This is a genomic window from Micromonospora rosaria (assembly GCF_001567585.1).
Taxonomy (GTDB): Bacteria; Actinomycetota; Actinomycetes; order Mycobacteriales; family Micromonosporaceae; genus Micromonospora; species Micromonospora rosaria.
The window spans coordinates 1-24,197 of the sequence record NZ_LRQV01000046.1 but is presented as its reverse complement, the minus strand read 5'-3'; the positions used below and the strand labels follow the sequence as shown (position 1 = coordinate 24,197).

At 72.8% G+C, this 24,197-nt stretch carries 18 protein-coding genes and 1 pseudogene; 7 read left to right on the top strand and 12 right to left on the bottom strand.

Translation table 11 applies throughout. From position 1 onward, the window contains the following. Positions 1-12 precede the first annotated feature (12 nt). The gene (locus AWW66_RS14690; RefSeq protein WP_067365764.1) at positions 13-1,365 is read right to left on the bottom strand and encodes a MurL-like N-terminal domain-containing; all 1,353 of its coding nucleotides are present in this window, start codon (positions 1,363-1,365) and stop codon (positions 13-15) included. A gap of 122 nt (positions 1,366-1,487) precedes the next feature. Here AWW66_RS14690 and murD point away from each other — a divergent pair, with 122 nt between their 5' ends. Further along, positions 1,488-2,837, top strand: coding sequence for a UDP-N-acetylmuramoyl-L-alanine--D-glutamate ligase (gene murD / locus AWW66_RS14685; protein ID WP_067365761.1), 1,350 nt, complete (start codon positions 1,488-1,490; stop codon positions 2,835-2,837). A 7-nt stretch (positions 2,838-2,844) separates the two neighbouring features. On the opposite strand, the gene AWW66_RS14680 is transcribed toward murD, so the two are convergent. The 3 genes from AWW66_RS14680 to AWW66_RS14670 all read right to left on the bottom strand — a co-directional run bounded on the left by AWW66_RS14680 (position 2,845) and on the right by AWW66_RS14670 (position 7,275). Beyond that, on the bottom strand, positions 2,845-3,906 hold the full coding sequence (locus AWW66_RS14680) for a hypothetical protein (protein ID WP_245648305.1): 1,062 nt from the start codon (positions 3,904-3,906) through the stop codon (positions 2,845-2,847). A gap of 37 nt (positions 3,907-3,943) precedes the next feature. Further along, the gene (locus tag AWW66_RS14675) at positions 3,944-5,329 is read right to left on the bottom strand and encodes an acyltransferase family protein (RefSeq protein ID WP_067365751.1); all 1,386 of its coding nucleotides are present in this window, start codon (positions 5,327-5,329) and stop codon (positions 3,944-3,946) included. Positions 5,330-6,255: 926 nt separating this feature from the next. Next, positions 6,256-7,275, bottom strand: coding sequence for an N-acetylglucosamine kinase (locus AWW66_RS14670; RefSeq protein WP_067365747.1), 1,020 nt, complete (start codon positions 7,273-7,275; stop codon positions 6,256-6,258). 190 nt (positions 7,276-7,465) lie between these two features. On the opposite strand from AWW66_RS14670, the gene AWW66_RS14665 reads away from it, so the two are divergent. The 6 genes from AWW66_RS14665 (at position 7,466) to AWW66_RS14640 (ending at position 14,415) form a co-directional block, all read left to right on the top strand. Next, on the top strand, positions 7,466-8,428 hold the full coding sequence (locus AWW66_RS14665) for a MurR/RpiR family transcriptional regulator (RefSeq protein WP_067365744.1): 963 nt from the start codon (positions 7,466-7,468) through the stop codon (positions 8,426-8,428). Between the two features lie 77 nt (positions 8,429-8,505). After that, positions 8,506-9,918: an N-acetylglucosamine/diacetylchitobiose ABC transporter substrate-binding protein gene (gene ngcE, locus AWW66_RS14660; protein ID WP_067365742.1), complete on the top strand. Its 1,413-nt coding sequence runs from the start codon at positions 8,506-8,508 to the stop codon at positions 9,916-9,918. A gap of 38 nt (positions 9,919-9,956) precedes the next feature. Continuing rightward, positions 9,957-10,898, top strand: coding sequence for a carbohydrate ABC transporter permease (locus tag AWW66_RS14655; RefSeq protein WP_067365739.1), 942 nt, complete (start codon positions 9,957-9,959; stop codon positions 10,896-10,898). A gap of 14 nt (positions 10,899-10,912) precedes the next feature. Next, complete coding sequence (locus AWW66_RS14650; RefSeq protein WP_083978494.1) at positions 10,913-11,860, top strand: carbohydrate ABC transporter permease; 948 nt, start codon at positions 10,913-10,915, stop codon at positions 11,858-11,860. 130 nt (positions 11,861-11,990) lie between these two features. Then, positions 11,991-13,700, top strand: coding sequence for a bifunctional 3'-5' exonuclease/DNA polymerase (locus tag AWW66_RS14645; protein ID WP_067365736.1), 1,710 nt, complete (start codon positions 11,991-11,993; stop codon positions 13,698-13,700). A gap of 121 nt (positions 13,701-13,821) precedes the next feature. Beyond that, positions 13,822-14,415 (top strand): nucleotidyltransferase family protein, encoded by a 594-nt coding sequence (locus AWW66_RS14640; RefSeq protein WP_067365733.1) that lies wholly within the window; start codon positions 13,822-13,824, stop codon positions 14,413-14,415. A 136-nt stretch (positions 14,416-14,551) separates the two neighbouring features. Here the strand turns inward: AWW66_RS14640 and AWW66_RS14635 are convergent, their stop codons facing one another. From AWW66_RS14635 to AWW66_RS34400, 8 genes and pseudogenes are all read right to left on the bottom strand, one after another. Continuing rightward, positions 14,552-15,955 carry a GH1 family beta-glucosidase gene (locus AWW66_RS14635; RefSeq protein ID WP_067365730.1) on the bottom strand — a complete coding sequence of 468 codons (1,404 nt, stop codon included), beginning with the start codon at positions 15,953-15,955 and terminating at the stop codon, positions 14,552-14,554. After that, positions 15,956-18,193 (bottom strand): alpha-xylosidase, encoded by a 2,238-nt coding sequence (gene yicI, locus AWW66_RS14630; protein ID WP_067365727.1) that lies wholly within the window; start codon positions 18,191-18,193, stop codon positions 15,956-15,958. It abuts the gene before it with no gap. Then, complete coding sequence (locus AWW66_RS14625; protein ID WP_067365724.1) at positions 18,190-19,092, bottom strand: carbohydrate ABC transporter permease; 903 nt, start codon at positions 19,090-19,092, stop codon at positions 18,190-18,192. Before AWW66_RS14625 ends, yicI begins: the two co-directional genes overlap by 4 nt. Then, positions 19,092-20,054 carry a carbohydrate ABC transporter permease gene (locus tag AWW66_RS14620; protein WP_067365721.1) on the bottom strand — a complete coding sequence of 321 codons (963 nt, stop codon included), beginning with the start codon at positions 20,052-20,054 and terminating at the stop codon, positions 19,092-19,094. Before AWW66_RS14620 ends, AWW66_RS14625 begins: the two co-directional genes overlap by 1 nt. A gap of 54 nt (positions 20,055-20,108) precedes the next feature. Continuing rightward, the gene (locus AWW66_RS14615; RefSeq protein WP_067365718.1) at positions 20,109-21,407 is read right to left on the bottom strand and encodes an ABC transporter substrate-binding protein; all 1,299 of its coding nucleotides are present in this window, start codon (positions 21,405-21,407) and stop codon (positions 20,109-20,111) included. Between the two features lie 76 nt (positions 21,408-21,483). Next, positions 21,484-22,536, bottom strand: a complete 1,053-nt coding sequence (locus AWW66_RS14610) for a LacI family DNA-binding transcriptional regulator (protein WP_083978493.1) — start codon at positions 22,534-22,536, stop codon at positions 21,484-21,486. Positions 22,537-22,760: 224 nt separating this feature from the next. Beyond that, positions 22,761-23,570: a metal-dependent hydrolase gene (locus tag AWW66_RS14605; protein ID WP_067365712.1), complete on the bottom strand. Its 810-nt coding sequence runs from the start codon at positions 23,568-23,570 to the stop codon at positions 22,761-22,763. A gap of 98 nt (positions 23,571-23,668) precedes the next feature. Continuing rightward, positions 23,669-24,197: pseudogene (locus tag AWW66_RS34400) on the bottom strand (serine/threonine protein kinase); the annotation flags it as partial.

Here is a 24,197-nt window from a genome sequence, read left to right as displayed (position 1 = left end):
CGGGGCGGGCGCTCAGGGGGCCAGGTCGTCGAGGGCCTTCGCGTAGGCGGCCGGGACGAAGGTCGGGCCACCGGGGGTGAACACGTCGGAGCGGGCCGCCGTCGCCCAGGCCGGCTCCGGGACCGCGTCGACCAGGGCGCGGACCACCGGCGCGTCGCGCCACTGGTCCTGCTCGGCGAGGAGGCCGAGGGCGACCACCGACTCCTCCACCTCGCCGACGCACTCGAACGGCTTGTGGCCGTCCACCCCGAGCAGTTCCCGGTACCCGGGGAGCTGGCGCTCGTCGGCCAGCAGGTCCCCGCCGAAGATGCCGACCACCCGCTCGCGGGGCATGAACGGCGCCATGGCGAGGAAGACGAACCGGCACTTCGGGCAGTCCCGGCACCACCGCTCGCTCGCGTCGCGCAGCTTGAACGCGGCGTTGCAACTGGTCACCACCGCGTCGTACCGGTCGATGGCGGCGAAGAGCCGGGCGATGTGCAGCTCCGACAGCGACCGCAGCAGCGAGAAGTACGGCTCGGTCAGCCCGGCGTGTTCGGCCAGCGCCGCCCGCAGCAGCCCCTCCGCCTCGACCCCCTTGGACCACTGGTGGTTGATCTCGTGGCCGTCCCAGACCAGGTTCGGGTCCGAGGCGGACCGCTCGTTGGACATCACCACCGGGCCGAGCCCGTGCAGCACGGCGGTGGCGACCGCGATCAGCGAGTTGATCGCGGTGACCGGGATGTGGCCGTTGCGCGCGCCGGCCGCGTTCAGGTCGAACAGCACCGGGTCGATCCGCCGCCGGGCGGCCAGCGGGGTGAGCCCGGACGCCTCGTTCACCGCGACGATCACGTGGTTCGGGTTGACCGAGAAGGGCACCGGGTCGAACCCGGCCCGACGCAGCGCCTCCAGGCTGACGATCGAGTCCTTCCCGCCGCCGACCGCCGAGAGCGGGCGCAGCTCCGAGGTGTCGTACCCCCGGGCGGGCGGGACGTCACCGGCGGGCACCTCGGGGGTCAGCTTCAGCACGTGCGGCAGCCGGTTGCGGTAGGCGTACTCGGCGAGGCCCTTGGTGTAGACGGCGGTGACCAGCGCGACGGCGTCGGCGCCCAGCGGCGCCGGCAGCACCAGCCGGGGCGGGGCGGCGGTCTTGTAGTAGCTCACCCCGGCCACCAGGTGCAGCAGGGCGAGGACCCGGTCGAGGGTGGCCACCGTGGCGTCCGACGGCAGGGCGTCCGGCAGCGGGAACGTGATCACCTCGGTGAACCGCTGCTCCCCGTCCGGGCCGGTCAGCGCGTAGTCGAACAACGCCTCGCCGGTGGCGAGATCGATCGAGTAGGACGGGAAGGTGAAGGCGTCCATCCGCCGGAGCTGCTCGTTGGGCACACGCCATACTAGGCCCTGGTTCGTCCGGCCGTGCCCGGTGCGCCGGACCCGGCCCGCGGGCCGGCGCTCCCGGTGCGCCCGCCCGACGCCCGGACCGCCCGTCACGGAGGAGGAGATTACCTGTGCGCCTGTCTGACCTGCGCGGACGTACCGTCGCCGTCTGGGGTGCCGGCCGGGAGGGCCGGGCGGCGGTGACCGCGATCGCCGCGCACGCCCCGGCCGACCTGGTCGCCGTCGACGACAGCGCCAACTTCCTCTCCCTGCCCTGGGAGGGTCCGCTGGCCGCCGCCGCGCCGCTGGTCGCCGGGGCCGAGGGCTTCGAGCGGCTGGCCGCCGCCGACGTGGTGGTCCGCTCGCCGGGGGTGCCGCAGACCCACCCGTGGCTGGTCGAGCTGCGCGCCCGGGGGGCCACCGTCACCCAGGGCACCGCGCTCTGGATGGCCGACCACGCCGACCGGACCATCGGGGTGACCGGCAGCAAGGGCAAGAGCACCACGGCCAGCCTGATCAGCCACCTGCTCACCGCCGCCGGCCGGCCGAACGTCTTCGGCGGCAACATCGGGGTGCCCCTGCTCGACCTGCCCGAGGCCGACCGGTACGTGCTGGAGCTGTCCAGCTACCAGTGCAGCGACCTGACCGACTCGCCCCGGGTCGCGGTGGTCACCTCGCTCTTCCCCGAGCACCTCGACGCGCACGGTGGGGAGCGGGAGTACTACCGCGACAAGCTGAACCTGATCGCGCACGGCCCCCGGACGGTCGTGGTCAACGGGACCGACCCGCGCCTCGCCGTCGAACTGGGCGACCGGGCCGCGATCCGGGCCGGCCTGCCCGGCTCGGCCACCGTGGCGACCGGTGCCGACGGTACGCCCTGGTTCCACCTCGGCGACCGGCCGCTCTTCCCCCGGGCGGTGCTGCCGCTGGTCGGCCGGCACAACGAGGGCAACCTCTGCGTCGCCCTGGCGGTGCTCGACGCGCTCGGCGTCGACGTGGTCGCCGAGCGGGACACCCTGGCCGTGGCGGTCGCCGGGTTCCAGGGGCTGGCCCACCGGCTCACCGAGATCGTCGACCCGGCCGGCCTCACCTTCGTCGACGACACCCTCGCCACCAGCCCCTACGCGGCCATGCACGCGATCGACGCGTACGAGGGACGGCCGTTGACGGTGATCGTCGGGGGGACCGACCGGGGGTTGGACTACACCCCGCTGCGCGAGCACCTGGCCGAGCGGGAGCTCACCGTGATCGGGGTGCCGGACAGCGGCCGGCGGATCGTCGAGGCGCTCGCCGGGCTGCCGACGGTGCGGACCGAGGTGGTCGACGACCTGGTGGACGCGGTCCGGCTGGCCCGGCGGGTGACCCCGGCCGACGGGGTGGTGCTGTTGTCGCCGGCCGCCCCGAGCTACGGCCGGTTCCGCAACTTCGAGCACCGCTCCGAGGTCTTCGCCCAGGCCGTCGCCGACACCCGGGAGGCGTAGGGACGGGTCAGCCCAGCGTGGTGTGCAGGGCGCGCATCGCGCGGATCGCCGAACGGATCTCCTGGAGGTAGCGGCCGGGGGTCAGGGTCGGCTCCGGCAGGCCGGCGACCTCGGCGGCGGCCGGGTCCACGCCGACCGTGTCGATGCCGCAGCCGTACGGCACGGCGAGGGTGCGCAGCGCGTCGCAGTGCTGGAACGGGACGTAGATCGGCGCGGTGACCAGCAGCACCGGGTCGCCCGTGGTGAGCCGGACGTGCTCGGCCCAGAACCGTTGGGTGTCGGCGGTGTGCGCCCGCCGCCGGTCCGGCTCGCTGGACGGCGCGGCGAGCACCCGGACCGGTGGCCCGTCGACCGGCTGGTACGTCCGGGCCGACCAGGCGCGGTGCGGGTGGTCGGCGTCGTGGCCCTCGGCGCGGACCGGCCGGGTCACCCCGAAGCTGCGCCGTACCCCGGCGTCGAGCGCGTCCACCTCCGTCGCGCAGCCGTGGATGCCGACGCCGGTGAGGGCCCGTACCTCGGCCGGGGCGAGCGGTCGGAAGCTGCCCAGCACCGCCACCTCGCCGCCGACGGTCGGCCCGGCGCGCAGCAGCCGCGCCGCGTACGCCACCCGGCGCAGGCAGGCGTGCGCCAGCCCGCCGAGGACCAGCAGGTGGGCGTACCCGGGCAGACGTGGCGCGGCGGGGCGGACCAGCCCGAGAGCGGTGGCGGCGGCCAGGACCTGCGCGGCGGTCGCCGGGTCGAGGACCGGCTCCCGGGCCTCCGGCCGTTCCCGCCCGCCCCGGAAGTCCCAGTGCCGGGCGGAGAAGCCGTCCAGGGCGGCGAGCACGTCGGTGAGCGGCCCGGCCGGCCAGTCCCCGCCGAACGCGGTGACCAGGGCCCGCAGCGGGGCGGAGGTGACCCAGTCGGCGACACCGGCCCGCAGGGCGTCCCCGGTCGCGCCGGCCGGCCCGTTCGGCAGCGGCACCTCGTTGTGCCGATCGGTCGCCGACGGCACCTGGCCGGCCGGTCCGGCTGGCGGCGGCGCCTGGCCGGCCTGCTCGTCTGGCGGCGGCACGTGGACGTCGGGCACCGCCGGATCCTACCGGCGCTCCGGCCCGGCCGTCGGGTCACCGGGCCCGGTCGCCGGCGGCGTCGTGCTGACCCACCGCCCGCTCGCCGTGGCGGGCGCGGAGCAGCCGCAGCACGCCCGCGCCGGCCAGGTACGCCAGCAGGGCGGCGACGGGCATCCCCAGCGCCTCGGGCGCGGCCTTCGGCGTCCGGCTGTTCAGGACCAGGGCGGCGACCAGGGCGGCGTACCCGGCGGCGACGAGCGCGCCCGAGACGACGGGGGTCCGGCCGGGGGCGGGCCGGTGCCGGCGCACGGCCCGCGCCTCGATCGGACCGAAGACCGCGACCAGTCCGGTGAGTACCGTGGCGAGCAGCAGCGCCCACGGCAGCCGCCAGGCCAGCCAGGCCGCCGAACCCGCCGGTGGGGTGGGTAGCAGGTGCACCGCGTCCAGCGCGCCGACCAGCAGGATCGCCGCGGTCAGGTGCCACAGGAACATGGTCAGGACCACCGCGTTGACGGCGATGACCGCCTGCCAGGGGCGGCGACGGTGCAGCCACCGCTCGGCCGGCTCGCGCAGCAGCAGAATCAACCCGAGCTGCGCGGTGGTCAGGGTGAGCAGGGCCAGGCTGGGCGGGCCCGCGTTGTCCAGCCGCGCCCCGGGGACGTTGAGCATGGTCACCGGGTACGGGCCGGGCCCGGTGAGCAGCACGGTCCCGGCGAGTCCGACGGTGAGCAGGGCCAGCGCCGCCGGCCGGCCGGTGGGCAACCGGCGGCGGCGTGGCCGCTGCCCGGTGCGGGCGTCGTACCAGGCGAACCCGAGCTGGTGCACGGCCAACCAGCCGAACAGGTAGTTGCCGAGCCCCAGGGCCTCGACCCCGGCGAGCCGGGCGAGGTCACCGGCGGCGACCAGGACCACCAACCCCAGGGGTACGGCGAGCCCGAGGCGCCGGTGCAGCGCGTACATCGGCGGGGTGAGCGGGACGACGACCAGGTAGGCGGCGAGGAACCAGAGGGGGATGGTGGCGAACCAGACCACCGTGCGTACCTCGGTCGGTGTCGTGCCGGCCAGCGACGCGGCCAGGGCACCGGCCGTGAGGACCAGCAGCAGGGCGCTGGTCGGGCGGACCAGCCGGGCGCTGCGGTCGAGCAACCACCCGGCGCCGTCCCCGCCCCGGGCCCGGAACGAGTGCAGCGAGGCGGCGTTGGCGTAGCCGCCGACCAGGAAGAAGACCGGCATCACCTGGGCCAGCCAGGTCACCGGGTACGCCCACGGCAGCGCCGGCAGCGCGGAGTGCCCGTCGGGCCGGCCGGCCGGGTCGTACCCGATGACGGTGACCGTCCAGTGGCCGAGGACCACGATGATGATCGCCAATGCGCGGAGCAGGTCCAGGTAGCGCTCGCGCTCCGGCGGCGTGCGCTCGGCGAGCTGCCGCAGGCGACCCATCCCCCCAGGCTAGAAGAGTCCGTGGACGTGCGGGGGCCGTGAGCCCCTCCGGCCACGCCGCTCGCCTCAGGTTGGGTCTGGCTGGCTCGGTCGTGGCTGGCTCGGTCGTGGCTGGCGGGGTCGTGGTTGCCTGCTGGCCTGGTGGTCGGCCCGGACCGGTGATGCGCTTGTCGACACTGTCGGGCTGCCCCGGATGTGAGACCGTCTTTGTGCGCACCGGCAGTCCATGCTGTCCCCGGCCCTGACCGGTCCGGCGTCCCTACGGGCCGTCCCGGCGGCCCTGGCCGGTCCGGCGAGACCCCTCCAGGCCGATCCGGCGACCCCTCCGGGCTGTCCCGGCGGCCCCTCCAGGCCGGTCCGGCGGCCCTGGCCGATCCGGCCGAACCCGCCGAAACGGCCTCGGGTACCCGCCCTACCCCCCTCTCCCGCCATACCCCTGTCCCACCCTGCCCCGCTGTCCCCGGGTCTTGTCGTCCTGGATCCCGGTGTCGCGGTCCGGCCGTCGGTCACCCGTGTCCTGTCTCGCGGACTCGGGAGGCAGGCGTGCCCCGTTCGTGAGGGCAGCTCCAAAGGGTGCGTGAGTCGTCGTCCCGCCGCGAGCCCTGTCCCGCCGCGAGCCTCGTCCCGTCACGAGCCTCGTCCCGTCACGAGCCCTGCCCCCTCACGAGCCCCGTCCGGCGAACCGGCTGCGATGGCGGGCGTGGACGCTGCGCCGGCGTCTCCGGGATGTCGACGTCGCGCCGACACCGTCGAGGGTGTCGACGCCGCCGTGGGCCAGGTCGAGCCGAGCCGCTGGTGGCAGCGTGTCGGCCGGCGGGAGGTCGGCCCGGCGGGAAGTTGGCCCGGCGGGAAGTTGGCCGGAGGCGGCCATGAGGTCGGCCAGGGGGTCGGTGGGCGAGGGACCGGCCGGGGATGTCGAGGTGTACCTAGCGGGCCGGCGGGGTCCGGGCCGGTGCGGTCGGTGGTCGGGGGAGCAGCCGGCGGTGCAGGGCGTCCGGATCGGTGACGTCGGGCAGTTCGCGGGCGGCGAGCCAGGCCGCGGCGGCGGCGCCGTCCCCGGCGGTGAGCAGCGGGGTGCGGGGCCACCGGCGGGTCAGCTCGGCCCGGACAGCGGCGGCGAGCGGCGTGCCGCCGGTGAGCAGGCCGCCGGCCAGGACGACCGGGTCGGCGGCGTCGGGTGGGCGGATCCGGGCGACGGTCGCGGCCAGGTGCTCGGCGGCCTCGGCGATCAGAGTGCCGGCCACCGGGTCGCCCCGGTGGGCGGCGGCGGCGACCAGCGGGGCGAGGCGGGCCAACTCGACCGGGGGGCGTCGGGTCACGGCCTGGACCACCGCGTCGACGGTACGGCGGGGGCGGGAAGCCACCTCGGGTGAGCCGGTCAGCGCGGTGAGCACCTGGGCGGCGAGGTCACCCGGGGCGTGTGCCCGGTCCAGGTCGGCCAGGAGCCGGCGGACCGCCTCCCGGCCGAGCCAGAAGCCGGATCCGGCGTCGCCGAGCAGCCAGCCGTGCCCGTCGGCGGTCCGGTCCAGCCGCATGTGGCGTACCTCGGCGGCGATCGCCCCGGTGCCGGCGATCAGCACGGTGCCGTCCGGCCGGGCGGTGCCCGAGGCGTAGGCGACCAGGGCGTCGCCGTGGACGGTGTACGGGCAGCGGAGGCCGGCGGCGTGCCAGGCCCGGTCGAAGGCGGCCCGGCCGTCCGGGTCGGCGAGCAGTCGTCCGGCGCCGGCCAGCCCGATGGTGCCGGCCCGGACCCGGGTCGGCTCCACGGTGGCCAGTGCGCCGCGCAGGGCGGCCAGGATCTCGTCGGCGGCGCGTTCGGCGCCGTGGCTGGTGGGATTTCCGCCTCCGCCCCGGCCGGTGCCCAGCCGATCCCCGGTGAGGGTGACGGCGAGCGCCCGGGTGGACGTACCCCCAACATCGAGACCAACCAGGACGGTGTCGGACATCTACGACGGACCTCCGGTCGGCGGCGTGGAGAGGGTGCATTCATGCTGGTCGGTCGGGGTGCGCGGGGGCAAGGTCCGGTGGGTGCGCCGGGTAACAGTTTGAAAACTTCATCCATGGTCTTGACAGGAAGGGGGCTTCAGTAAGAACTTTTACCACTAACAGTTAACACTCTTTCCCGAAAGGTGTTCCATGGCCGAACACGAAGTCGACAGCGCGGCGGTGACCGCGTTGGTCGACGCCGGGCCGGCCGACCGGCGGAGCACCCGAGGGATCGGCGCCGACAGCGTGCTGGCCAGGGTCAGGTCCGGGGTGGACGACCTGACCGGCGCCCTGCGGCGGGTCGCCGACCACGTGCTCAGCGACCCCGAGACGGCGGCCCGGTCGACCATCGTCGAGCTGGCCGAACGCAGCGGCACCTCGCCGGCCACCATCACCCGGTTCTGCCGGGCGATGGGCTTCGACGGGTACGCCGACCTGCGGCTGGGCATCGCCGCCGAGACCGGCCGGGCCCGCTCGGCCGGCTGGACCGTCGACATCGGACGAGAGATCCAGCCGGGCGACCCGCTCGACCGGGTGCTGGAGCAGTTGATGGCCGCCGACACGCAGGCCATGCACGACACCGCCGCCCTGCTCGACCTGGCCGAGGTGGAACGGGCGGCGGTGGCGATCGCCGGTGCCGGCCGGGTCACCATCGTCGGTGCCGGCGGTAGTGCCCTGGTCGGCCAGGAGATGCAGCTCAGCCTGCACCGCATCGGCGTGGCCGCCTGGGCGTGGAACGACGTGCACGACGGTCTGGCCAGTGCCGCCCTGCTCGGTGAGGGGGACGCCGCCCTCGGCATCTCGCACACCGGGCAGACCCGGGAGACCGTCGAGATGCTCGCCGAGGCCGGCAGCCGGGGCGCCACCACCGTGGCGCTGACCGGGTTCCCCCGCTCACCCCTGGCGGAGCTGGCCGACGTGGTGCTCCTCACCGCCAGCCAACCCACCACCTTCCGTCCCGACGCGCTCTCCGCCCGGCACCCGCAGTTGGTCGTGCTCGACCTGCTCTACATCGCCGTCGCGCAGCGCACCCACGACCGGGCCCACGCGGCCTTCCGCCGGACCGCCCAGGCGGTCGGCGGGCACAAGGCCTCCACCGGGGCCAGCACATGACCCGCAACCGAACACAGGCCGCCGTCGACCAACTGCGCCACCGTACGGCGAATTCGACAACCCGAGGAGAGACGACGATGTCGGTTACCCCGAACCACCCGGCCGACCTGAGCCGCCGTACGTTGCTGCGCCGCGCCGCCGCCGTGGGCCTGCTGGTCACCCCGGCCGCCGGCCTGCTCAGCGCCTGCGCCGGCAGCGAGCCGAGCCGCCCCGACGACTCCGGCGCGGCGAAGAGCAAGGACAACCCGTTCGGTGTCCAGGACGGCAGCGCCGTCAAGGTGGTCATCTTCAACGGCGGCCTGGGTGACCAGTGGGCCAAGGAGGACCAGGCGATCTTCGCCGCCAAGCACGCCGGCGTGACGGTCAACATGAGCTCCACCCAGAAGGTCAAGACCGAAGAGCAGCCGAAGATGGCCACCCAGCCGAGCGACCTGGTGATGAACTCGGGCGCCGACATGATGGACGTCTCCACCCTGGTCAACGAGGGCGCCATCGAGCCGCTGGACGACCTGCTCACCGCCCCCGCCTGGGACAGCGAGGGCACGGTGGCCGACACGCTGCTGCCGGGCACCGTCGTCGACGGCACCTTCCAGGGCAAGTTCTACGTGGTCAACGTCGCGTACACCGTGTGGGGCAACTGGTACAACGCCGCCCTGTTCAGCCGGGAGGGGTGGACCCCGCCGACCACGTTCGACGAGTTCTTCGCCCTCGCCCCGAAGATCAAGGCCAAGGGCATCGCCCCGTACGTGCACGACGCGGTACACGGGTACTACCCGCGCTGGGCGCTGATGGCCACCATCTGGAAGTCCGCCGGCAAGCAGGCTGTGATCGACATCGACAACCTCAAGGAGAACGCCTGGCGGGCCGAGGGCATCCTGCCGGCGCTGGAGGTCTGGGAGAAGCTGGTCAAGGACAAGCTGCTGCTGCCGGGCAACCTCAACCACACCCAGTCCCAGCAGGCGTGGCTGGACGGCAAGGCGGCGTTCATCCAGGTCGGCACCTGGCTGAAGAACGAGATGGCCGCGACCATCCCGCCGGGCTTCGAGATGAAGCTGTCGGACTACTGGGGCCTGGGCGCCACCGACAAGGCCCCGAAGGACGTCTTCGCCGGTGCCGGTGAGGGCCTGGTGGTGCCGAGCAAGGCCCCGAACAAGGCGGCGGCCAAGGAGTTCCTGCGGGCCGTGCTCTCCAAGGCCGGCTCGGCGAAGTTCGCCGAGCTGACGAAGTCGCTGGCCTCCACCAAGGGCTCCGGCGACGCGGTCCAGGACACCGCGCTGGCCAGCGCCAACGAGCTGATGAGGAACGCCCCGGCGGACCTGATCAAGACCAAGTTCTGGGACTTCTACGCCGACCTGGACAAGGAGAGCCAGAACGCCTCCGCCGAGCTGATGGCCGGTCGCCTCACCGCCGCCCAGTTCGTGGACCGGATGCAGAAGGCGGCCGACAAGGTCGCCAAGGACTCGTCGATCACCAAGCAGACCCGCGCCTGACGGCGTACCGGGGCGATCCGTTCGAGAGAGTAGGTCCGATGCGGCACGGTGTCGCGCGCTTCGTGTCAGGGTTCCTCTTCCTGCCCGTCGCGCTCTACCTCCTGTACGTGGTGTGGCCCTTCGCCCAGGCGGCCGGCTACTCGCTGACCAACTGGGGCGGCTACTCCGACCGGCAGGAGTTCGTCGGGCTGGACAACTACGTCCGGCTGTTCTCCGACGAGCTGATCCGTAAGGCGTTCTGGCACAACGTCTTCTTCCTGGTCACCGTGCCGTTGTTCACGATCGCGCTGGCCCTGTTCCTCGCCTTCCTGCTCAACGTGGGCGGGCGCGAGGACAGGGCCGGCGTACGGGGAGTGTTTGGCTCCGGCTTCTACCGGGTGGTGTTCTTCTTCCCGCAGGTGCTGTCGCTCGTGGTGATCGCGGTGATGTGGCAGCAGATCTACCGGGGTGACGGCCAGGGTCTGATCAACGGCCTGCTGATGCGGATCGGGCTGGTCGACGAGGAGAATCCGGTGGCGTTCACCGCCGATCCGGAGCCGTTCCTCGGTGTCCCGGCGGTGCTGTGGTGGCTGCTGTTCATCGCGGTGTGGAGCGGGGCCGGCTTCTACATGGTGCTCTTCTCGGCGGCGATGCAGTCGATCCCGAAGGACATCTACGAGGCGGCGCTCCTCGACGGCGCGGGCCGGGTGCACACCTTCTTCAAGATCACCCTGCCCCTGCTGCGGGACACCGTCTCGGTGGCCTGGGTGTACCTGGGCTTCATCGCGCTGGACATGTACGCCCTGGTCTTCGTGATGACGCCCAGCCAGGGCGGGCCGGACCACGCCAGCGAGATCTTCGCGTCGGTGCTGAACTTCACCGCGTTCCAGAAGGGCCAGTTCGGCTACGCCTGCGCGATGGGTGTGGCGCTGGCGATCTTCACGATCCTGCTGGCCGCGCTCCAGCTCCGGATCACCCGCCGCGAGCGGATCGAGTACTGATGGAGGCGCGAGGAATGAGCACGGTGACCCGTCCTCCCGGCGAGCGGAGCCGGGCGGCCGCACCCGGCCCGGCCACCCCCCGTGGCGGGGGTGGCGGTGGACTCGGCGGGCGAATCTTCAACGGCTTCTCCCACCTGTTCCTGGTGGTCTGGGCCGTCATGGTGATCTACCCGCTGCTGTGGGTGGTGATGTCGGCGTTCAAGAGCGACGCGGAGGTCATCCGCCAGCCCCTGTCGCTGATTCCGGAGAAGCTGAACTGGGACAACTTCTCCCGCGCCTGGGTCGACGGGCACCTCGGGTCGTTCTTCGGGAACACCCTGCTGGTCCTGGTCGGCAGCGTCGGGCTGACCATGCTGCTCGGCTCGATGGCCGCGTACGTGCTGGCCCGGTACGAGTTCCCCGGCAACCGGGCGATCTACTACCTGTTCCTGTCCGGGCTGACGCTGCCGATCTACCTCGCCGCGGTGCCGCTGTTCAAGGGCGTCTACAACATGGGCGTCGTCTTCCCGCTGCTCGGCCCGAACAGCCACCTGATGCTGATCCTGGTGTACGTCGCCTGGTCGCTGTCGTTCACCGTCTTCTTCATGCACTCGTTCTTCCGGACGCTGCCGAACGCGGTCGCCGAGGCGGCGCTGGTGGACGGGGCCTCGCACAGCCGGCTCTTCTTCAGCGTCATGCTGCCGATGGCCCGGCCGGGCCTGATCAGCATCGGCATCTTCAACGTGCTCGGCCAGTGGAACCAGTGGTACCTGCCGACGTTGCTGATGCAGTCGGTCTCCGGCGAGCCGAAGAACCAGGTGATCGCCCAGGGCCTGATCGAGTTGTCGGTCAACCAGGGGTACAGGTCCGACTGGAGCGGGCTCTTCGCCGGGGTGACCATGGCGATGCTGCCGGTGCTGGTGGTCTACATCGCGTTCCAGCGACAGGTGCAGTCCGGCCTGACCGCCGGCGTCGGCAAGTAAGGAAGGGCCCCCTCTTAACCCATACGGTCGAGAAGGGTTCCCTTCTCACCGCCTGCCGGGCCCGCCCTGCCGGCACGGTCGCCCGCCGGGGAGGGCGGGCGGGCAGGGCGGGCCCGACGCGGGTACGGAAGTGTCGTACGGGCCGGGCAGAATCGTGTTCGTGCTGGTGGCGGTGGTGGCGGACGAGCGGGGCGGCGGCGCGCTGCAACCGCTCGATCCGGCCGGTCACCCCACCGGGGCGGCCGAGCCGGTCACCGACCTGGCCGCCGCGGTGGCCGCCCGGGAGGCCGCCGACCGGCCCCGGTGGCTGTGGGCGTCGACCGCGACGACGTACCCGGCGTTGCTGCGGGCCGGGGTCCGCGTGGACCGGTGCCACGACCTGGAGCTGACCGAGGCGCTGCTGCTCGGCCACGACGGCCGCTGGGGCGAGCCCCGGTCGGTGGCGGCGGCCCTGGCCCGCCACGGTGGGGGGCCGGTCCCGCCCGACCCGCCGCCGCGTCCGGCCGACCCGCCCGGCCACGCCCAGGGCGCGCTCTTCGACGCCCGGCCCGGCCCGCCGCCGCCCGACCTCACCGACCTGATCCGGGTGTACGCCGACCAGGTGGCCCGGATCGCCGCGACGGCGCATCCCGGCCGGTTCCGGCTGCTGGTGGCCGCCGAGTCGGCCGGCGCGCTGGTCGCGGTGGAGATGGGGGCGACCGGGCTGCCCTGGCGGGTCGAGGTGCACGACGAGATCCTGGCGGACCTGCTCGGCGAGCCGTCCCCGGTCGGCGGGCCACCCCGGCGGCTGGCCGAGTTGGCCGGTCGGATCGCCGCCGCCTTCGGGCTGCGGCAGGTGCACGCCGAGTCCCCGGCCGAGCTGCTGCGGGCCTTCGCCCGGGCCGGGGTCGAGCTGCCCAACACCCGGGCCTGGGTGCTGCGCGGGGTGGACCATCCGGCGGTGCCCCTGGTCCTGGAATACAAGGAGCTGTACCGGATCTGGACGGCGCACGGCTGGGCCTGGCGGGACGCCTGGGTCTCCGGTGGCCGGTTCCGCCCCGAGTACGTCCCGGCCGGGGTGGTCTCCGGCCGCTGGGCCAGCCGGGGCGGGGGTGCGCTCCAGATCCCGAAGGTGATCCGGCGGGCGGTGGTGGCCGACCCGGGCTGGCGGTTCGTGGTCGCCGACGCCGGTCAACTGGAGCCGAGGGTCCTCGCCGCGGTCTCCGGTGACGCCCGGCTGGCCGCCGCCGGTGGCGCCGGTGACCTGTACGCCGCCCTGGCCCGGGACTCCTTCGGCGGTGACCGGCCCCGGGCCAAGGTGGCCCTGCTCGGCGCGATGTACGGCCAGACCGGCGGGGAGGCGGTGCCGGCCCTGGCGGTGCTGCGGCGCAACTACCCGACCGCGTTCGGGTACGTGGAGGCGGCGGCCCGCACCGGTGAGGCGGGTGGACTGGTCCGCTCCTGGCTGGGCCGGACCTGCCCACCCGGGTCGGCCGGGTTCGCCGGGCTGACCGGGGTGGGGGAGTCCGATCCGGAGCCGGTCGACCCGCAGTCGAACCGGGCCCGCGCGGCCCGCTCCCGGGGCCGGTTCACCCGCAACTTCGTCATCCAGGCCACCGCCGCCGAGTGGGCGTCCACGCTGCTGGCGACCCTGCGCAGCGCCCTGGCCGGCACCGACGCGGAGCTGGTCTTCTTCCAGCACGACGAGGTGCTGGTGCACTGCCCGGCCGAGCAGGCCGACACGGTGGCCGAGGCGGTGGCCCGCAGCGGCGACCGGGCCACGGCGTTGCTGTTCGGCGCCACCCCGGTCCGGTTCCCGTTGGACCTCTCCGTCGTCGGCTGCTACGCCGACGCCGCCTGACGATCCCCGTGGCGGGCGCTCCGACCGGTCGCGGTCATCTGCGTTCAATGTACGGAATATCCGTTTCGCCCCGACACTCATTCGGGAGGTGCTCGTTGCACCCGGTGTGCAGATCGCAGGAATGATCATCGCCGCCGGTGGCGGGCGCCGGATCGGTGGGCCCGAGGCCCTGCTGCACCAGGGCGAGCAGCCCCTGGTGCGCCGGTCGATCGACACCGTGACGGAGGCGGAGTGCGCGCCGGTCGTGGTGGTGCTGGGGGCGGCGGCCGACCAGGTCCGTGAGACCGCGGACCTGAGTGGAGCCACGGTGGTGGTCAATCGGGCCTGGGGGACCGGGGTCGGCTCCTCCATCCGGGCCGGGCTGGGGGCGCTGGCCGACGACGGGATCGAGGCGGTCGTGGTGGTACCGGTGGACATGCCGGGGCTCACCGTCGCCGCGATCCGGCGGGGCGCCGCGTTGCCGTACCCGGACGTGCTGGTCTGCGCCACCTACGGCGGGCTGCGCGGGTACCCGATGTTGTTCGGGCGTCGGCACTGGCCGGGCATCGCCACGCTGGCCAGCGCCGACGTCGGTGCCCGGCCGTACCTGCTGGCGCACAAGGACCAGATCGTCGACATCGCCTGCGACACCGTCGCCGACGGCAGCCGCGTCGACACCCCCGAACTGATGGCCCTCTACGGCCTCACCGTCCCACCCCAACGCATCCCCGCCTAACCCCCTGCCCCGCCTCCCGCCCCCTCCCCGGGCGTGGGCCGATCATGGAGTTGGCCGCCCCGGTCCGGGCCGTACGTGCCGCTAACTCCATGATCAACGCCACCCCCGGGGAGGGGAGTGGGAGTGGGAGCGGGGGTTAGGGGGTGGGGAGGGTGTTGGTGCGGGTGAGGGTCTGGTACCAGTAAGCGCTGTCCTTCCAGGTGCGGAGCTGGGTGTCGTAGTCGACGCGGATGATGCCGAACCGGCGGTCGTAGCCGTAGCCCCACTCGAAGTTGTCCAGCAGGGACCAGACGAAGTAGCCGCGCACGTCCGCGCCGCCGTCGATGGCGGCGCCGACCGCGTCGATGTGGCGGTACAGGTAGTCGACCCGGCGGTCGTCGTGGATCCGCCCGTCGGGGGAGACCTCGTCGGGGAAGGCCGCCCCGTTCTCGGTGATCATCAAGGGCTGGTTCGGGTACTCCCGGCTCAGCCGCAGCAGCAGCTCGGTCATCCCGCTCGGGTCGATGTTCCAGCCCATCGCCGTGTACGGGCCCGGCTGGGGCAGGAAGTCGACGTCGTCGGCGGCGATCCACGGGGTGTGCGCCGAGCTGCCGTGACCGTCGTTGTCCGAGCGGGCCGAGGTGCCGTCCCAGGCCCGGACCAGGGTGGTGGAGTAGTAGTTCACCCCGAGCACGTCCAGCGGCACCGCGATGGTCTTCTCGTCGCCGTCGCGCACGAACGACCAGTCGGTGACCGGCGCGGTGTCGGCGAGCAGGTCCGCCGGGTACGCCCCGGACAGCAGCGGCCCGAGGAACGCCCGGTTGGCCAGGGCGTCGATGCGCCGGACCGCGTCGGCGTCCGCCGCCGAGTCCGACGCCGGCCGGATCACGTGCAGGTTCAGCGTCACCGACAGCTCCGCCGCCGGGGCCAGCTCCCGGACCACCCGGCCGGCCAGGCCGTGCGCCAGGTTGAGATGGTGGACGGCGGCCAGCGCCCCGGCCGGCTCGGTGCGCCCCGGCGCGTGCACCCCGGAGCCGTACCCGAGGTACGCCGAGCACCACGGCTCGTTGAAGGTGGTCCAGGTGTGGACCCGGTCGCCGAGCGCGCCGACGATTCCGGCGGCGTACTCCTGGAAGCGCAGCGCGGTGTCCCGGGCCGGCCAGCCGCCGGCGTCCTCCAGCTCCTGCGGCAGGTCCCAGTGGTACATCGTGGCCACCGGTCGGACGCCCAGCTCCAGCAGCCGGTCCACCAGCCGGGAGTAGAAGTCGATCCCGGCCTGGTTGAAGGCCCCCGAGCCGCCGGGCTGCACCCGGGGCCAGGCGATGGAGAACCGGTACGCGTCGAGCCCCAGCTCCTTGATGTGGCCCAGGTCCTCGGCCCACCGGTGGTAGTGGTCGGCGGCCACGTCACCGGTGTCGCCGTTGAGCGTGCGTCCCGGGGTGTGGCTGTAGGTGTCCCAGATGGACGGGCCGCGCCCGTCCTCGGTGGCCGCGCCCTCGATCTGGTACGCCGCCGTGGCCGAACCCCACACAAAGCCCTCGGGAAAACTCCGTGCCGTCATCTACCCTGCCACCTCCGCGTTCACGACCTCACAGGTGTACCCCGACGAGTCGCCGGAGATCAACGAGACGCCGGCCACCCCGCCGACGTACGACACCTCGAACTCCGTGCCCGGCCCGTCGCCGGGGGACGGGACCCGGACCCGGGCCTGTTGCCCCTCCACCGGGGCGTACCAGCGCAGCCGGACCCCGTCGGCCCACTCGTAGTCCGGGCGGTCCTGCACCGCGCCGAACGGGATCACCGCGCCGGGGCGGGCGAGCACCGGCAGGCTGTCGAAGGCGTGCTTCTCGGTGAACCAGCCCGGCCCGTGCACCCGCGCCCCGCTGACCAGGTGCGTCCAGGTGCCGGCCGGCACGTAGTAGGTCACCACGCCGTCGGCGCTCATCACCGGCGCGACCAGCACGTCCGGGCCGAGCATGTACTGCCGGTCCAGGTACGCGGCGGTCGGGTCGTCGGGGAACTCCAGGACCATCGGGCGCATCATCGGCAGCCCCTCGCGGTGCGCCTCGTCGGCCGCTGCGGCCAGGTAGGGCATCAGGCCGAGCTTGAGCCGGGTGAAGTGGCGCAGCACGTCGACGGCCTCCTCGTCGTAGGCCCACGGCACCCGGTACGAGCCGGAGCCGTGCAGCCGGGAGTGCGAGGAGAGCAGCCCGAAGGCGATCCAGCGCTTGAACACCGCCGGGTCCGGGGTGCCCTCGAAGCCGCCGATGTCGTGGCTCCAGTACCCGAAGCCGGAGGCGGCCAGCGACAGCCCGCCGCGCAGCGACTCGGCCATCGCCACGAAGGTGGACTCGCAGTCGCCGCCCCAGTGCACCGGGAACTGCTGCCCGCCGGCGGTGGCGGAGCGGGCGAACAGCACCGCCTCGCCCCGGCCCCGCTCGGCCTCCAGCAGCTCGAAGACCACCTTGTTGTAGAGGTACGAGTAGTAGTTGTGCATCCGCTGCGGGTCCGACCCGTCGTGCCAGAGGACGTCGGTGGGGATGCGCTCGCCGAAGTCGGTCTTGAAGCAGTCCACCCCCATGTCGAGCAGCACCTTGAGCTTGCCGGCGTACCAGGCGACCGCGTCGGGGTTGGTGAAGTCGACGAGCGCCATGCCGGCCTGCCACTTGTCCCACTGCCAGACCGAGCCGTCCGGGTTGCGGACCAGGTACCCGGCCTGCCGGCCCTCCTCGAACAGGTAGGACCGCTGGGCGATGTACGGGTTGATCCAGACGCAGACCTTCAGGCCCCGTTCGTGCAGCCGGCGCAGCATGCCCTCGGGGTCGGGGAAGGTCGCCGGGTCCCAGACGAAGTCGACCCAGTGGAACTGCCGCATCCAGAAGCAGTCGAAGTGGAACACCGACAGTGGCAGGTTCCGTTCGGCCATCCCGTCGATGAACTCGGTGACCGTCTTCTCGTCGTACGAGGTGGTGAAGGAGGTGGACAGCCACAGCCCGTACGACCAGGCCGGCACCCGGGCCGGGCGGCCGGTCAGCGCGGTGTACCGGCGCAGCACGTCCTTGGGGGTGGGGCCGTCGATCAGGTAGTAGGTGAGCGACTGCCCCTCGACGCTGAACTGGGTCTGCGACACCACCTCCGAGCCGACCTCGAAGGAGACGTGCTCGGGGTGGTCGACGAAGACGCCGTACCCGGCGCTGCTGAGGTAGAACGGCACGTTCTTGTACGCCTGCTCGCTGGCGGTGCCGCCGTCGGCGTTCCAGATGTCGACGGCCTGGCCGTTCTTGACGTACGCCCCGAACCGTTCGCCCAGGCCGTAGATCGTCTCGCCGACGCCGAGGGCCAGCCGATCGTGGACGTACTTGCGGCCCTCGCCGTCGGTGACCACGCCGACGCTGCGCTCGGTGGAGGAGGTGACCACCGCGCCGTCGCGCAGGAAGTCCACCTGCCAGGCGTCGACCAGGCGGACCCGGACGGTCAGGTCGCCGGTGGTCAGCGACGCGGTCAGCCCGGTGACGTCGACGGCGACCGGGTGGTCGGTGCCGGTGTTCAGCGCGAAGCGGGGCTCGCGGGCGAGGCCGCCGACGTGGTGGCCGATGGTCACCCCGACGACGCCGGGGGCGGGGGAGAAGAACTTGACCGTGACGACCGGCCGGTTGAGGGTGTCCCCGCGCCCGTTGATCGGGCCGGTGGGCGCGAACACGGTGAAGCCGCGTTTCTCCACCTCGACCGATTCGACGACCCGGGGGCGCAGCACGCTGACCCCGGGGCGCAATAGCCAGTACCCGTCGGTGAACTTCACTTCTCGGCTCCTACGGTGATGCCACGGCTCAGCGTGCGTTGGAAGATGAGGAAGAAGACGATGGCCGGGACGAGGCTGATCAGGGCCCCGGCGTTCGTCGTCGGGGCGTCCATCAGCCGGTCACCCTGCAACGACGCGAGGGCCACCGGGATCGTCTGGGTCTGGTTGTCGATGAGCATCACCAGCGGGATCAGGAACTCGTTCCAGGTCCAGATGAAGAAGAAGACCAGCAGGACCGCGAGGGTCGGGCGCACGTTGGGCAGCACCACCCGCCACAGCACGGTCCACGTGCCGGCCCCGTCGAGCGCCGCGGCCTCCAGCAGGCCCCTGGGGAAGGTGCCGAGCACCGAGGCGAGCAGGTAGGTGCCGAAGGCGCTCTGGATGACGGTGAAGATGATGATCACGACGAGTCGGGTGTTGTAGAGGCCGACCTCCTTGGCGAAGTAGTAGAGCGGGTAGACCAGTGACTCCTGCGGGAGCATGTTCGCCAGCAGGAACAGGCCCACGATCCAGAGCCGGCCCCGGACCCGGCCGATGCCCAGCGCGTACGCGTTGAGCAGGGAGACCACGACCGCGAGGACCGCGACGGAGCCGGCGATGAGGGTGGAGTTCCACAGTTTCAGCGGGAAGTCGACCTGCGTCCAGTACGCGCGCAGGCCCTCGGTGTAGAACTCCGACGGCCAGCTCAGCGGCCCCTCGGTGGAGTACTGCCCCGGCGGCTTGAACGCGTTGAGCAGCATGAACGCGAACGGCACCAGCATCAGCAGGGCGCCGACGGTGACCACGGCGAGCACGATCCACCGGCCCGCGCCCCGGTGGTGCCGGTCCCGGGCGCGGGCGGGGCGGCCGGGCGGCGGCGCGGTGACCGGGGTACCGGTGGGGGTGGCGGTGACCGACATCAGAGGCCCCCGTCCCGGCGCTCGGCCCGGCTCTGCGCCCGGATGAACAGCAGCGCCACCACCACGATGATCAGGGTGAGCACGGTGGAGATCGCCGAGCCGTACCCGACCTGGAGTTTCTTGAAGAAGGTGAAGTACGCGAAGTAGGAGGGGACGTTGGTGGCGTTCTCCGGGCCGCCCCGGGTCAGCGCGTAGATCGGCCCGAACACCTTCATGGCGGCGATGGTGCAGGTCAGGGCCACCACGAAGGTCTCCGGGCGGATCTGCGGCAGGGTGATCGCCCGGAACCGGTGCCACCAGCCGGCGCCGTCGAGCTCCGCCGCCTCGTACAGCTCCGGGTCGACCCGCTGCAGCGCGGCCATGAAGACGACTACCGGGTAGCCGATCTGCACCCAGATCATCACGCCCATCACGGCGGGCAGGGCGGTGTCGGGGTCGCCGAGCCAGTCGTGGCGCAGCGCGCCGAGCCCGATCGCGTCGAGCGCCCCGTTGAGGGCGCCGTCGGGGCGCAGGATCCAGCCCCAGACGATGCCGGCGACCACCACCGGCAGCACCTGCGGGAGGTAGAAGGCGGCGCGCAGGGCGGCGGCGGTGCGGGGTCGGAACCGCCGCCCGATGGTGTCGAAGAGCAGCGCGGCGAGGACCAGCCCGACGACGGTGGGCGCCACCACCATCGCCACGATCATGGCGAGGGTGTTGCGGAACGAGGTCCAGAACACCTCGTCGGTCCAGAGCCGCTGGTAGTTCTCCAGGCCGACGAAGGTCGGGTCGCCGACGCCGGACCAGCGGGTCAGCGACAAATAGCCGGTGAACAGCAGCGGGCCGCCGATGACCAGGACGAACAGCACCGTGCCGGGGACGAGGTAGAGCCAGTACGTCGCGTCGCCGCCGCGGCGTCGGCGGCGGGTGCCGTGGTCCGGGGCCGCGCGGTCCGCGGCGGCCAGGGTGTCGGATGCAGCCATGGGGTTTCCCTCCGGTGCCGGGTGGGCGGGTCGCCCCGCCCACCCGCCTCCTCGTCAGCCGCGCTGGATCTCCGTGACCCCCTCGGCGTACGGTTTCGCGATCGAGGTGAGCACCTCGTCGGGGGACTTGGACTGGTTGATCAGGCTCTGGAAGCCGGAGACCAGCACGTCGTAGTAGCCGGGCACCGGCCAGTCCGGGTAGAAGGCGAGGCCGTCGGCGGCGCTGATCGCGTTGAAGTTCTCGATCAGCTTGCGGTCCTTCGGGTCGGTGATCGCCGCCGGGTCGCCCGCGACCGGGACACCGCCGTTGTTGCCGATCAGCGCCTGGATCTCCGGCCGCATCGTGATGTCGATGAAGTCGTACGCCAGGTCCTTGGCCTTGCTGGTGGTCGGGACCACCCAGAGGTTGCCGGAGGAGCCGGCGTTGAGGGTGTTGCCGGGGAAGAGGAAGCTGTCCCAGTCGGCCTTGATCTCGGTCTTGAACCGGCCGAACCACCAGCTCCCGGAGACGATCATGGGGGTCTTGCCGGCGATGAACGCGGTGCCCATGTCCTCGGCCTTGGCGCTGGCGGCGTCCTTGGCGACGTAGCCCTTGCGGACCCACTCGGCGAAGGTCTGCGCGCCGTAGCGCAGCGGGTCGGCGGTGAAGTCGACCGGGTTCTTGTAGAGCTGGTAGTTGTCGACGAAGGAGCGGTCGGCCTTGGCGAGGGCGAGCTGGTAGAAGAGCTGGCCGGCCGGGTACTCGGCGCCGGCGGTGCCCAGCGGGGTGATCCCCTTGGCCACGAAGGTGTCCATCACCGTGGTCAGCTCGGCGAGGGTGGTGGGCACCTGCACGCCGTGCTCGGCGAAGAGGTCCTTGTTGTAGTAGACCATCACGTACTCGCCGTAGTTCGGCACGCCGTACCAGTTGCCGGAGCCCATCACGCCCTTGTCGTCGTAGCGGGCGGTGGTCTGGAGGCTGGGGCTGAGCGCCTTGTCCCAGCCGCGTGCGGTCGCCTCGGCGGTGAGGTCGGTGAGCAGGCCCTGCTTGGACAGCAGCCCGGCGGTGGCGTTGCCCTTGTTGTACTCCATCACGTCCGGACCCTCGTCCGAGTTGATGATCATGCCGGCGTTCTGCTGGATCTGCTCGAACGCCTTGCGCTCGAAGCGCACCTCGACGCCGGGGTGCTCGTCCTTGAAGATCTCGATCGCGCGGTCCCAGGCGATGCCCATCGCGCTGTTGGCGCTCTCGTAGTGCCAGAGTTTGAGCACGCTGGCGTCGCTGCCGCTGTCGTCGTCACCGCAGGCCGTCAGGGTGGTCGCCGCGACGGCGGCCAGCGTCACCGCCGCGGCGACCGTACGAAATCGGTGCATTGGCATTCTCCTCGGGAGTATCGAGCCGGTACTCGGGTGGCCCGTCGTCGCGTGGCAGCGCGGCGGCGGGCCGGTGTCATGAGGGGTGTTCCGTGCGGGGCGCGCCGACGGCCTGTCGTCGTACCGGCCCGCTGGATCCCCGGACCTCCAACGTGCAGGGCAGCAACTCCTGGTGCAGCGCCGTGCCGTCGTCGCGCACGTGGCGCAGCAGCGCCTCGATGGCGATCCGCCCGACGGCCGTGCCGGGGGAGGTCATCGTGGTCAGGGCGGGGGTGGCCAGCTCGGCCACCTGCGGCGAGGTGACCATCGAGACGACCGACACGTCGTCGGGCACGGTGCGGCCGTGGGCGGTGAGCTCGCCGAGGATGCCGAAGACGGCGCTCTCGTTCATGGCGAGCACGGCGGTGAGGTCGGGGGCCCGGCCGAAGGCCGTGGTGAGGGCGTGTCGGCCGCCGGCCGCGCTCTCCTCGGCGGGGATCATCACCGGCGTCACCCCGTACCCGGTCATCGCGGCGGCGAAGGCGTCGCGCGAGCGCAGCGCCGGGCCGTACCCGCCGGCGAGGGCGGCGGCGGAGTGGTTGACGTGGACGATGCGGCGGTGGCCGAGGTCGACGAGGTGCGCGACGGCGTCGCGGACGGTCCGGTCGAAGTCGATGTCGACGTAGGACAGGTCGGCGGTGTCCCCGGTGCGGCCGATGAGCACCACCGGGACGCGGGCCTCCCGCAGTACGCCGACGCGGGGGTCGTCGACCTGCACCTCCATCAGCACGACGCCGTCGAGCATGCGCTGGCTGGCCAGTCGGCGCAGGCCGTCGAGGTCGCCGGCGTCGACGGGGGAGAGCACCAGGTGGTAGCCGGCCGCGCTGGCGGTGGCCGCGGCGCCGGTGACGAAGGCGGACTCGGTGGCGCCGAGGCCGCGTTCGTCCAGCGGCAGGAGCAGGCCGAGGATGCGGCTGCGCCGGCTGGCCAGGCCGCGGGCCAGCGCGTTGGGTTGGTAGTCCAGTTCGGCCATGGCCGCCAGGACCTTCTCCCGGGTGGCCTGGGAGATCGGGCGGGCGCCGGTGAGCGCGTACGACACGGTGCTGACCGAGACCCGGGCGAGTCGGGCGACGTCCTGCATGGTGGCCATGGCGCACCTCCCGCACCGGCTGGCCGGGGCCTGTCGGGCCGTCTGTCGAAACGCTTCGACGAAGCGCTTCGACAGACCGTAGGACACGTGTTACGAGGCCGTCAATAGCCGATGACAAAAACGGGCACGCCCGTCCAGCCGGTCACCAGCCGACGTGGTCGCGGGCTGTTTCGCGACCGTTTGCCGGATTTGTGACCGCCGGACGGGCGGGTGGGCGCGGCGGGTCAGCCGTCGGTGGTGAAGCGCTCCAGCAGCGAGGGGGCGACCAGCCCGATCGCGGCGAGCACCGCGACCGCCGTCATCACGCCGCGCAGCACGACCGTCTCCGTCTTGCTGCCGGTGCGCAGCGCCATCTTGCTCGGCAGCCGCACCGGCATCCACATCCGACGCTTGATCGGGATCGGCCACAGGATCGGCACCCCGGCCCGGGTGATCAGGTCGCCGAGGATGTGCACGAAACAGCCCACCCCGACCGCGAGCCCGATCAGCGGGTAGCCCCGGCCGCCGGGGAGGTTGGCGTAGGTGAACCAGGCCGCGCCGGCCGACACCAGGGTCACGACCACCCAGCCGGCCCGCTCCGCCCACTTGTCGAACAGGCCCCGCAGGGCCAGACCGATCATGAAGAACAGGATGCCGATCACGGCCCACTTGCCGTACGTGGCGCAGAGCCAGGTGGTGCCCCAGCCGACCAGGACGGTGAACGGGATGGTGTGGGTCAACGTGCGGTGCCCGTTGTTGCGCCGGGGGTCCTTGCTGAGCTTGGTGGCGTAGTAGACGCCGAGGGAGAGCTTCTCGATCACCTCGGCGGCGAAGAGGCTCACCACGCCGAAGGTACGGGCGACCGTCGCCCCGCCCCGGTTGCGGGTCACCTTGCCGGAGAGGTCCAGGTCGGGAAAGAGCGCGCCGCCGGCGCAGACCGCCGTCCCGACGGCCAGGGCGAGAGGCGACTGCTCGTAGTCGGCGAACTGGTGCAGCGCCCACGAACCGGTCAGCCACACCGCCGCGCCGGACAGCGCGTGGGACGGTCCCATCATCTCGCGTCACCCTCCCCGGGAATCGTGATCGACAACCTACGCCACCGGGCCGGGACGCTGTCGAGGGGGATCATGTCGGCCGTCCAGGATGGACGGATTCAGGCGGCGGGGCGGAAACTCTGCCGGATCATCAGGAAGTAGGTCGCGTTGACCTGCCAGTCGAACTCGCCGGTCCGCCAGGCCACCGTGTACGCCCGGCCCGGCGCGGTGACGACCAGCAGGCGGGCGCTGTGCAGCGGGTCGCCGGCCGCGTCCCGCCACCGGCACTCCCACAACGCCGCCGTGCGGAACAGGTCCAACCCGGAGATCTCCACCCGCTGGTAGTCGGCGAGCGCGCCGGCGGCGGTGAGCCGGCGCTCCTGCGCCCGCCAGTACCCGACCGGGTCGGCCGGCACCGCGACCTCACCGACGCTGAGCAGCCGGGCGCCCCGGGGCTCCCGGAAGCAGGTGGTCCCCGCGTCGGTCCACCGTAGCCAGCCCACCGGCGCCGCGATCCGGAACCCGCCCGGGTCGCGGTACCAGGTCCAGCCGGGCACCAGGGCGAACTCCCCGTCGGGCGGGGCGGCCGAGCGGACCGGGACCGCGCCACCCGGGGCCGGGCCGCCGCAGGGGAACGCCGCCGCCCGG

Bases quoted from the DNA above. Each gene is read 5' to 3' on its own strand.
- AWW66_RS14675 (WP_067365751.1), bottom strand. From the start codon at position 5,329: ATGGGTCGCCTGCGGCAGCTCGCCGAGCGCACGCCGCCGGAGCGCGAG.
- AWW66_RS14670 (WP_067365747.1), bottom strand. From the start codon at position 7,275: ATGTCCGACACCGTCCTGGTTGGTCTCGATGTTGGGGGTACGTCCACC.
- AWW66_RS14665 (WP_067365744.1), top strand. From the start codon at position 7,466: ATGGCCGAACACGAAGTCGACAGCGCGGCGGTGACCGCGTTGGTCGAC.
- ngcE (WP_067365742.1), top strand. From the start codon at position 8,506: ATGTCGGTTACCCCGAACCACCCGGCCGACCTGAGCCGCCGTACGTTG.
- AWW66_RS14655 (WP_067365739.1), top strand. From the start codon at position 9,957: ATGCGGCACGGTGTCGCGCGCTTCGTGTCAGGGTTCCTCTTCCTGCCC.
- AWW66_RS14650 (WP_083978494.1), top strand. From the start codon at position 10,913: ATGAGCACGGTGACCCGTCCTCCCGGCGAGCGGAGCCGGGCGGCCGCA.
- AWW66_RS14640 (WP_067365733.1), top strand. From the start codon at position 13,822: ATGATCATCGCCGCCGGTGGCGGGCGCCGGATCGGTGGGCCCGAGGCC.
- AWW66_RS14635 (WP_067365730.1), bottom strand. From the start codon at position 15,955: ATGACGGCACGGAGTTTTCCCGAGGGCTTTGTGTGGGGTTCGGCCACG.
- AWW66_RS14625 (WP_067365724.1), bottom strand. From the start codon at position 19,092: ATGTCGGTCACCGCCACCCCCACCGGTACCCCGGTCACCGCGCCGCCG.
- AWW66_RS14620 (WP_067365721.1), bottom strand. From the start codon at position 20,054: ATGGCTGCATCCGACACCCTGGCCGCCGCGGACCGCGCGGCCCCGGAC.
- AWW66_RS14615 (WP_067365718.1), bottom strand. From the start codon at position 21,407: ATGCACCGATTTCGTACGGTCGCCGCGGCGGTGACGCTGGCCGCCGTC.
- AWW66_RS14610 (WP_083978493.1), bottom strand. From the start codon at position 22,536: ATGGCCACCATGCAGGACGTCGCCCGACTCGCCCGGGTCTCGGTCAGC.
- AWW66_RS14605 (WP_067365712.1), bottom strand. From the start codon at position 23,570: ATGATGGGACCGTCCCACGCGCTGTCCGGCGCGGCGGTGTGGCTGACC.